This is a genomic window from Streptomyces sp. A0958 (assembly GCF_004795035.1).
Classification (GTDB): domain Bacteria; phylum Actinomycetota; class Actinomycetes; order Streptomycetales; family Streptomycetaceae; genus Streptomyces.
In genome coordinates this window covers 1-8354 of record NZ_SSBK01000073.1, presented here as the reverse complement: position 1 = coordinate 8354, position 8354 = coordinate 1, and the positions used below count along the sequence as shown (strand labels likewise).

The following is an 8354-nucleotide window of genomic DNA, read 5'->3' as shown; positions in this document are numbered from 1 at the left end:
ACCCGACGGTGTTCGTCGCGGAATTTGTAGACCCCCGGGGAGTCGGGGATCTGTCCCGGCTTGGGGCGGTAGCTGGAGGGGTCTGCCATGTCTCCCACCCTACTTGCGGGCAGTGACAGCGCGGGGTCATGGGGTGCGCCTCACCCGGCCCTGCGGCGGTTGCGCAGGCGCAGGGCCGTGACGCCGCAGAGGGCGAGGGCGGCGACGGCGCCCCCGGCGGCCGCGGTGGAGCCCGCGGTCAGGGCCGTCTCCGTGCCGCCGCCTGCGGCGATGGCGGGCCCGGAGTGCTCCGTGGGGGCGGATTTCGCCTCGGAGGGCCCGTAGCCGCCCGCCTCGCCCTTGCGGGCGTAGGCGGAACCGGGGAGCTTGTCGGCGTAGGCGGCCCGCACCCGGGTGCGGTAGGCGGACACGGTCGTCCCCTGCGCGCCCACCGCCCGGACGGCGTCCTGGTCGAGCGGGAGGACCCGGCTGCCCTTCTGGACGTACCAGGCGTCGATCTGGGGCTCGTGGAAGACGATGCCGCCGGGCAGCTTGCGGGCGCCCGCCGCGGTGTACCGGGCCTCGTCGTCGCCGGTGGCGATGTTCACCACCTGCCAGTTGCCGTCCTTGCCCGGTTCGGGCAGCGTCCACAGGGAGGCCTTCTGCCCGTCCGAGGAGACGGCCGTGCTGGCCAGGTAGTCCAGTGAGGCGATGGGTGCTCCGGGCTCGCCCGCGACGAAGCCGGCGGACAGGGTGCGCACCGGCACGGCGGCGCCCTCGATGCGGGGTGCGGCCGCCGCCCTGCTGACGGCGCCCTCCCGGGCGAAGAACCGGGACAGGGTGTCCAGGGTGGCGGCGTCGGTGGCCGCGTCGTGGGCGGCGGCCAGGGCGGCGGGGGTGGCGGAGGGTCCGGTGGCGGCGGCCGCCTGCGGGGCGACGGTGAGCAGGGCGGCACCGGCCAGCACACCGCCGGCGGCCAGGGCCGCGGCGAGGCGGCGGGCGGCGCGCGGGCGGGCCGGGGAACTGGTGGAGGTCATGCTGTCGGAGGTCATGCCGTCACGCCCCGATCCGGTAGAGCGAGTGGGTCCAGGAGAACTCGCTGTTGTTCACGTACCAGGCGTGCGAGGCCCAGTTGTAGCGGTTGCTGGACGGCCAGGGGTCGCCCCAGTAGACGAGGCTGTTCGCGTCGTCGTATCCGTACAGGACGTGCATGTGGCCACCGCCCGACGACCACTGGATGCGGGTCTCCACCGGCCGTCCGGCGGCTATCTCGGCCTGCACGGTGGGGTAGCGCAGCCAGCCGGTGACGTACGAGCCGGGGTTGATGCCGGCCCAGTACAGCGCGTTCTGGACGTTGTCGAGCGCGGCCTGCGAGTTGGGGCAGTCGTAGCCCTGGGCGCGGCCGAAGGCGGCGTTGCAGAACTGGTTCTGGGTGTAGTTGCGGCCGAACCAGGTGGCGACGGTGTTGCCGGACGCGGCCCAGCACCAGTTGGTCTTCTGCTGCGCCTGCATGGTGATGTCCAGCCGCCGGGTGGCGGCGAGGGCGGCCGTCGGGGCGGAGGCGGCCCGGTCGGGCACCGCTGCGGCTGCCGGGTGGTGGCCCTGGACCGCGGCGGTGGCAGTGCGGGGCTGGTCGGCGGCGGTGGCGGTCGCCGTGGGTGCGGCGAGCAGGACGGCGGCGAGAACGGCTGTCAACGACAGCCGCGCCGGCCGGATTCTTCGGTTGTGCATGGCGTTCCTCCCGGGCGGGGGGTGGGGGTCCAAGGAGCGCGTCCGGACGCTGTGGAGGAGCATCAACCGTTGTCGGGAACGGGTCAACACGCTTCAATGCGGGTGAACACCGCGGTGTGAACGCCCGGGGCCCCGGCGTGAACGCGCCCCCCTGACCACCTGCGGACCGGCACCCGTCGGCGCGGCCCCGTGCCCGGCCGGCGTGAACGTTCACCTGGAGGACCCATGCAGCACACCGAGGCCGAACTGGCGCAGGTGCTGCACACCGGACCGTTCCATCTGGCCCTGCGCACCGCCTTCTCGGTGCGCGGGCTGCCGCTCCAGCGGGTCCAGCACCATCTGGCGCATCGCGGGGTCAAGGTCGGGGTGACCAGCCTGAGTTACTGGCAGCAGGGTGCCCGCCGCCCGCAGCGTCCGGAGTCGCTGCGGGCCGTGAAGGCCCTGGAGGAGGTGCTCGGGCTGCCCGTGAACTCGCTGCTCGGGCTGCTGGACGACGGGGTGTCCCGCCCGGACCCCGACCGCCCGCCGGCCCGCTCGTACCGCTCGCTGACGGACTCCTCCGGGGCGGTGGAGCGGCTGCTCGCGGGCATCGAGTCACCGGCGGACGGCGGGCTGCACACGGTGGGCCACCAGGAGCGGGTACGGATCGGACCCGGCCGCCAGATGCGGTACCGCGACTCCCGGCACGTCGTGCGCGCCCACCGCGACGGGATCGACCGCTATCTCGCCGTGTACATCGGTGACCCGGGCTGTGATCCGGGGCAGGTGACGGTGAGCGCCCGGGAGAACTGCCGGACGGGCCGGGTCCGCTGGGACCGGGAGACGGGGGTGCTGGTCGCCGAACTCCTCTTCGACACCCGGCTGCGGGCGGGCGACACGTACCTGTTCGGCTACGGCTTCGAGGACGGTACGGGAGGGCCGTGCGACGAGTACCTGCGCGGTTTCACCTTCGGCGGCGGGCAGTACGTGCTCCAGGTCGGCTTCGACGAGGAGGCGCTGCCGGTACGGTGCCGCAGCTTCGCCCAGGTGTCGGCGGGCGCGCCCCGGGGCGCGCGGGCGGACCTCACGCTCACCGGCCGGCACCGGACCGTGCATGTGGTGGAACAGGAGGTGCGGCCGGGACTGGTCGGGATCGACTGGGACTGGGAGTAGGGCGGCAGGCCGGGGCCGGGGCCGGTCCGGGCGGATCAGGGGCCGGTCCGGCGGGCCGGGGGGCCGGTCCGGGCGGGTCGGGGCCGCGGTCCGGGCGGGCCGGGGCCTCGGTCCGGGCGGGTCAGGCTTCGGGGCCTGCGATCAGCTTTCCGCCCTCGACGCGGACCGGGACGGAGGGCAGCGGCACGGTCGCGGGGCCGTGCACGGCCTTGCCGGTCGTCGTGTCGAAGAGGCTGCCGTGACAGGGGCAGTGGCCCTCGTTCTTCTCGACCTTGTCGAGCAGGCAGCCGGCGTGGGTGCACTGGGCGCTGAATGCCTTGTACTGCCCCTTGGCCGGGCAGGTGACGACGACGCGCTGCTCGCGGTAGAGCTTGGACTCGCCGACCGGGATCTCCTCCGGCGCGCCGAGCTCGACGGGGGCGGTGGGGGTCGGCGTCTGGGCGTGGCCGAGCTTGGAGTCGGTCGAGCAGGCGGCCGCTCCCAGCCCGGCGACGCCCGCGAGGGCGGCGCCCTTCAGCACGGTGCGGCGGGCGGCGGGCTGGCCGGACATGCGGTCTCCACGGGTCGAAGCGACAGAAGGGGCAGAGCGGAAAGCCGTGCCGGGGCTGCCCGGGGCGGCGGCGGCATCGGTGACGTAACCGACGATACCGGCGGAGAAGGACGGGGCTGCGCGCGGGCCGGTCCTGCCCGGTCCTGCCTGGTCAGGGGCGGGAACACGGCGAGGCGGCGGCCCCTGGGAGGGGGCCGCCGCCTCGCACCGCTTCACCCCGGCGCCGGGCCCGGGGGTGTCGTCCGGCTGTCAGGCCTTGCGGGCGCGGGCCGTCTTCTTGGCTGCGGGCTTCTTCGCCGCGGCCTTCGCCGACACCGTCTTCACCGACGCCGTCTTCGCGGCGGGGGCGGACTTCGCGGCGGCCGTCTTCCTCACCGCCGTCTTCCTGGCCGGCTTGCGGGCCGCCGGGACGGCTGCCTCGCTGACCCGGTCCGCGTCCAGGATGTCCTGGAGGAACTTGCCGGTGTGGCTGGCGGGGACGCCCGCCACGTACTCCGGAGTGCCTTCGGCGATGACCAGGCCGCCACCGTTGCCCCCCTCGGGGCCCATGTCCACGACCCAGTCGGCGGTCTTGATGACGTCGAGGTTGTGCTCGATGACGATCACCGAGTTGCCCTTGTCGACCAGACCGGAGAGCACCTTGATCAGCTTGGAGATGTCCTCGAAGTGCAGACCGGTGGTCGGCTCGTCCAGGACGTAGACCGTGCGGCCGGTGGAGCGCTTCTGGAGCTCGCTGGCGAGCTTGACCCGCTGGGCCTCACCGCCGGAGAGCGTCGGCGCGGACTGGCCGAGCCGCACGTACCCGAGACCGACCTCGTTGAGCGTGCGCAGGTGGCGGGCGATGGTCGGGACGGCCTCGAAGAACTCCAGCCCCTCCTCGATCGGCATGTCCAGCACCTCGGCGATGGACTTGCCCTTGTAGTGGACCTCCAGGGTCTCCCGGTTGTAGCGCGCTCCGTGGCAGACCTCGCACGGGACGTACACGTCGGGCAGGAAGTTCATCTCGATCTTGATCGTGCCGTCGCCGGAGCAGTTCTCGCACCGGCCGCCCTTGACGTTGAAGGAGAACCGGCCCGGCAGATAGCCGCGGACCTTGGCCTCCATCGTCTCGGCGAACAGCCTGCGGACATGGTCGAAGACGCCGGTGTACGTGGCCGGGTTGGACCGGGGTGTACGGCCGATGGGCGACTGGTCGACGTGCACCACCTTGTCGACGAGGTCGTCCCCGTCGACCCGGGTGTGGCGGCCGGGCACCGACTTGGCGCCGTTCAGCTCGCGGGCCAGGTGGGTGTAGAGGATGTCGTTGACCAGCGTCGACTTGCCCGAGCCGGAGACACCGGTGACGGCGGTCAGCACCCCGAGCGGGAAGGAGACGTCGATGTCCTGGAGGTTGTTCTCCCGGGCGCCGTGCACCGTGAGCAGCCGCGCCGGGTCGACGGGACGCCGGACGTCGGGCACGGGGATCGACCTCTTGCCGGTCAGATACTGGCCGGTGACCGACTTGTCGTTGGCCAGCAGCTCCTTGAGCGATCCGGAGTGGACCACCTTGCCGCCGTGCTCACCGGCGCCGGGGCCGATGTCGACCACCCAGTCGGCGACCTTGATGGTGTCCTCGTCGTGCTCCACGACGATGAGCGTGTTGCCCATGTCGCGGAGGCGGACCAGGGTCTCGATCAGCCGGTGGTTGTCGCGCTGGTGCAGCCCGATGGAGGGCTCGTCCAGCACATACAGCACGCCAACGAGGCCGGAGCCGATCTGGGTGGCGAGCCGGATGCGCTGGGCCTCGCCGCCGGACAGGGTGCCCGCCGCGCGGTTGAGCGAGAGGTAGTCCAGGCCCACGTCGACCAGGAACTTCAGCCGCTCGTTGACCTCCTTGAGCACCCGCTCGGCGATCTTCTTGTCGCGGGCGTTCAGCTTGAGCCGGCCCAGGAACTCGGCGCACTCGCTGATCGACATCGCGGCGACCTGGGCGATGGACTTCTCCATCACGGTGACCGCGAGGACGATCGGCTTGAGCCGGGTCCCCTCACAGGTCGGGCAGGGGACCTCGCGCATGTAGCCCTCGAAGCGCTCCCTGCTGGAGTCGCTCTCGGCCTCGGAGTGCCGCCGCTTGACGAACTGGACGGCGCCTTCGAAGGACGGCGTGGTGTAGGCGCGCTCGCGCCCGTAGCGGTTGCGGTAGCGGACCTCGGTCTGGATCTTGTGGCCGTGCAGCAGGGCCTTCTTGGCGCGCTGCGGCAGCCCCGCCCAGGGGATGTCCGTACGGAAGCCGAGGGCCTGGGCCAGCGCGTTGATCTGGCGGCCGAAGTACTCCTTGGTGTGGCCGTGCGACCAGGGGTGGATCGCGCCCTCGTCGAGGGACTTCTCCTCGTCCGGGACGATCAGCTCAGGGTCGACCTCCATCCGCGTGCCGATGCCGGTGCAGTCGGGGCAGGCGCCGAAGGGCGAGTTGAAGGAGAAGGAGCGCGGCTCCAGCTCCTCGAAGGAGAGGTCGTCGTACGGGCAGTACAGGTGCTCGGAGTACATCCGCTCGCGCTCGGGGTCGTCCTCGGGGAGGTCGACGAAGTCGAGCACGACCATGCCGCCGGAGAGGCCCAGCGCGGTCTCGACGGAGTCCGTCAACCGGCGCTTGGCGCTGTCCTTCACGGTGAGGCGGTCGATGACCACCTCGATGGTGTGTTTCTCCTGCTTCTTGAGCGTGGGCGGCTCGGAGAGCTGGATGGTCGCGCCGTCGACCCTGGCGCGGCTGTACCCCTTGGTCTGGAGGTCGGCGAAGAGGTCGACGAACTCGCCCTTGCGCTCGCGCACCAGTGGCGAGAGCACCTGGAAGCGGCTGCCCTCGGGCAGGCCGAGGACCTTGTCCACGATGGCCTGCGGCGACTGGCGCGAGATGGGCCGGTGGCACTCGGGGCAGTGCGGCTTGCCGATCCTGGCGAAGAGCAGCCGGAGGTAGTCGTAGACCTCGGTGATGGTGCCGACCGTGGAGCGGGGGTTGCGCGAGGTCGACTTCTGGTCGATGGAGACGGCGGGCGACAGGCCCTCGATGAAATCGACGTCCGGCTTGTCCATCTGGCCGAGGAACTGCCGGGCGTACGAGGAGAGGGACTCCACGTAGCGCCGCTGGCCCTCGGCGAAGATCGTGTCGAACGCGAGCGACGACTTGCCCGACCCGGAGAGCCCGGTGAAGACGATGAGGGAGTCGCGGGGGAGGTCGAGCGAGACGTTCTTGAGGTTGTGCTCGCGAGCGCCACGGACGATGAGACGGTCGGCCACGCCGGTCCGCACCTTTCTAGAGAGAAGCGGGGGAACTGAGCCCCTGGCCCAGGTTATGGGGGGCGCCACAGCGGTGTACGGAGCTTTCGACTCCGAGCGTATAGCACGCACATTCGAATTGCGGACGGCTGATGCCTCCTTCACCCGAACGAGTGGCCGAGGCTAGGCTCGACCCCATGACTGATCATGCGCACGACCTGGCAGCACTGCGTGAAGCGACCGATCGGCTGCTCAGCGCCACGGCGAAACTGGACGACGCCGCACTGGCCGAAGCGTCACGGCTGCCGGGCTGGAGCCGCGGTCATGTCGTCGCGCACCTCTCTCGTAACGCCGACGCACTCGTAAATGTTCTCCAGGGCCGGCCGATGTACGCAGACAGCGAAACCCGCGACCGCGACATCGAGCGGGACGCCCCCCGGCCGCAGGCGGAGCAGCTGGCCGACCTGGCCGGGAGCGCGGCCCGCTTCGTGGCGGCGGCGGCCACCCCGGCGGACTGGTCGCGCACGGTGACCCTGCGCAACGGCGTGACGGACTCGGCCTCCCGGATTCCCTTCCGCCGCCGGATCGAGGTCGAGCTGCACCACGTCGATCTGAACGTCGGCTACGAGCTGGAGGACCCGCCGGACGAGTTCACGGCGCGGGAGATCGACTTCCTGGCCGAGCGGTTCGCCGGGCACCCGGAGGTCGTGTCAATGGGTCTCCGCGACGGGACCGGCCGCGTCTGGACGACCGGCGGCGGAGCGCAGGGCGGCCCCGTCGCCGTCCGGGGCACCGCGTGCGAGCTGCTGGGCTGGCTCAGCGGGCGGCGCGACGGCTCGGCACTGACGGTGGACGGCGGCACCCTTCCGGCGCTGCCCCCGCTATAGGCTGAAGAGCATGACGTACAGCGGAGCGGTCAGGGTCGGCGGCCCTGCGGACGTGCACGAACTGACGGATCTGATGATCTCCAAGGTCGCCGTCGGCCCGATGGACAACAACGCCTACCTGCTGCGCTGCCGGGCCACCGGCGAGCAGCTGCTGATCGACGCGGCCGACGACGCCGGGACTCTGCTGCGGCTGATCGGTGACGACTCGATCGTCTCGGTCGTCACCACCCACCGGCACCGCGACCACTGGCAGGCACTGGCCGAGGTGGTCGCGGCGACCGGGGCGCGCACCTACGCCGGGCGGTTCGACGCCGAGGGCATCGAGGTGCCGACGGAGGTGCTCGTCGAGGACGGCGACACGATCCTGGTGGGTCAGGTGGCGCTGACCGCCCGCCACCTGACCGGGCACACCCCGGGCTCGATCACGCTGCTCTACGACGACCCGCACGGGGCGCCGCACCTGTTCACCGGGGACTGCCTCTTCCCCGGCGGGGTCGGCAACACGCGCAAGGACCCCGAGGCGTTCGCCCGCCTGCTGCACGACGTGGAGACCAAGCTCTTCGCCCCGCTGCCGGACGAAACCTGGGTCTACCCGGGCCACGGGGGCGACACCACGCTGGGCGACGAACGGCCCCATCTGCCGGAGTGGCGCGCCCGTGGCTGGTGAAGGCAGCTTCTAGAAGATTGCTGAAAATGTTGGGTTCTGGCCCCGCTCCGGGTGGAGTGGGGCCAGTCTTGTGTTCATGCAGGGTGAGTGGGCTGGGGAGAGCGTCGGCGAGGACGTGTGGGAGTCGTGCCGGGAG

Annotated in this window: 7 protein-coding genes; 3 read left to right on the top strand and 4 right to left on the bottom strand. The window is 71.7% G+C overall.

Annotation, left to right across the window (positions count from 1 at the left end; all coding sequences use genetic code 11):
* Positions 1-140 precede the first annotated feature (140 nt).
* Together E6P78_RS32195 and E6P78_RS32190 are read right to left on the bottom strand one after the other, a co-directional pair.
* Complete coding sequence (locus E6P78_RS32195) at positions 141-1016, bottom strand: hypothetical protein (protein WP_136207165.1); 876 nt, start codon at positions 1014-1016, stop codon at positions 141-143.
* A 19-nt stretch (positions 1017-1035) separates the two neighbouring features.
* Complete coding sequence (locus E6P78_RS32190; RefSeq protein ID WP_136207164.1) at positions 1036-1710, bottom strand: papain-like cysteine protease family protein; 675 nt, start codon at positions 1708-1710, stop codon at positions 1036-1038.
* A gap of 225 nt (positions 1711-1935) precedes the next feature.
* Between E6P78_RS32190 and E6P78_RS32185 the strand changes: the two genes are divergently transcribed.
* On the top strand, positions 1936-2862 hold the full coding sequence (locus E6P78_RS32185; protein WP_136207163.1) for a hypothetical protein: 927 nt from the start codon (positions 1936-1938) through the stop codon (positions 2860-2862).
* 121 nt (positions 2863-2983) lie between these two features.
* Here the strand turns inward: E6P78_RS32185 and E6P78_RS32180 are convergent, their stop codons facing one another.
* On the bottom strand, positions 2984-3412 hold the full coding sequence (locus tag E6P78_RS32180; protein WP_136207162.1) for a Rieske (2Fe-2S) protein: 429 nt from the start codon (positions 3410-3412) through the stop codon (positions 2984-2986).
* 249 nt (positions 3413-3661) lie between these two features.
* Positions 3662-6685: an excinuclease ABC subunit UvrA gene (gene uvrA, locus E6P78_RS32175; protein ID WP_136207161.1), complete on the bottom strand. Its 3024-nt coding sequence runs from the start codon at positions 6683-6685 to the stop codon at positions 3662-3664.
* A gap of 176 nt (positions 6686-6861) precedes the next feature.
* On the opposite strand from uvrA, the gene E6P78_RS32170 reads away from it, so the two are divergent.
* Both E6P78_RS32170 and E6P78_RS32165 read left to right on the top strand, forming a co-directional pair.
* On the top strand, positions 6862-7551 hold the full coding sequence (locus E6P78_RS32170; protein ID WP_136207160.1) for a maleylpyruvate isomerase family mycothiol-dependent enzyme: 690 nt from the start codon (positions 6862-6864) through the stop codon (positions 7549-7551).
* 10 nt (positions 7552-7561) lie between these two features.
* Entirely contained in the window at positions 7562-8218 is a 657-nt protein-coding gene (locus tag E6P78_RS32165; RefSeq protein WP_136207159.1) for an MBL fold metallo-hydrolase, read from the top strand.
* Positions 8219-8354: the final 136 nt, after the last annotated feature.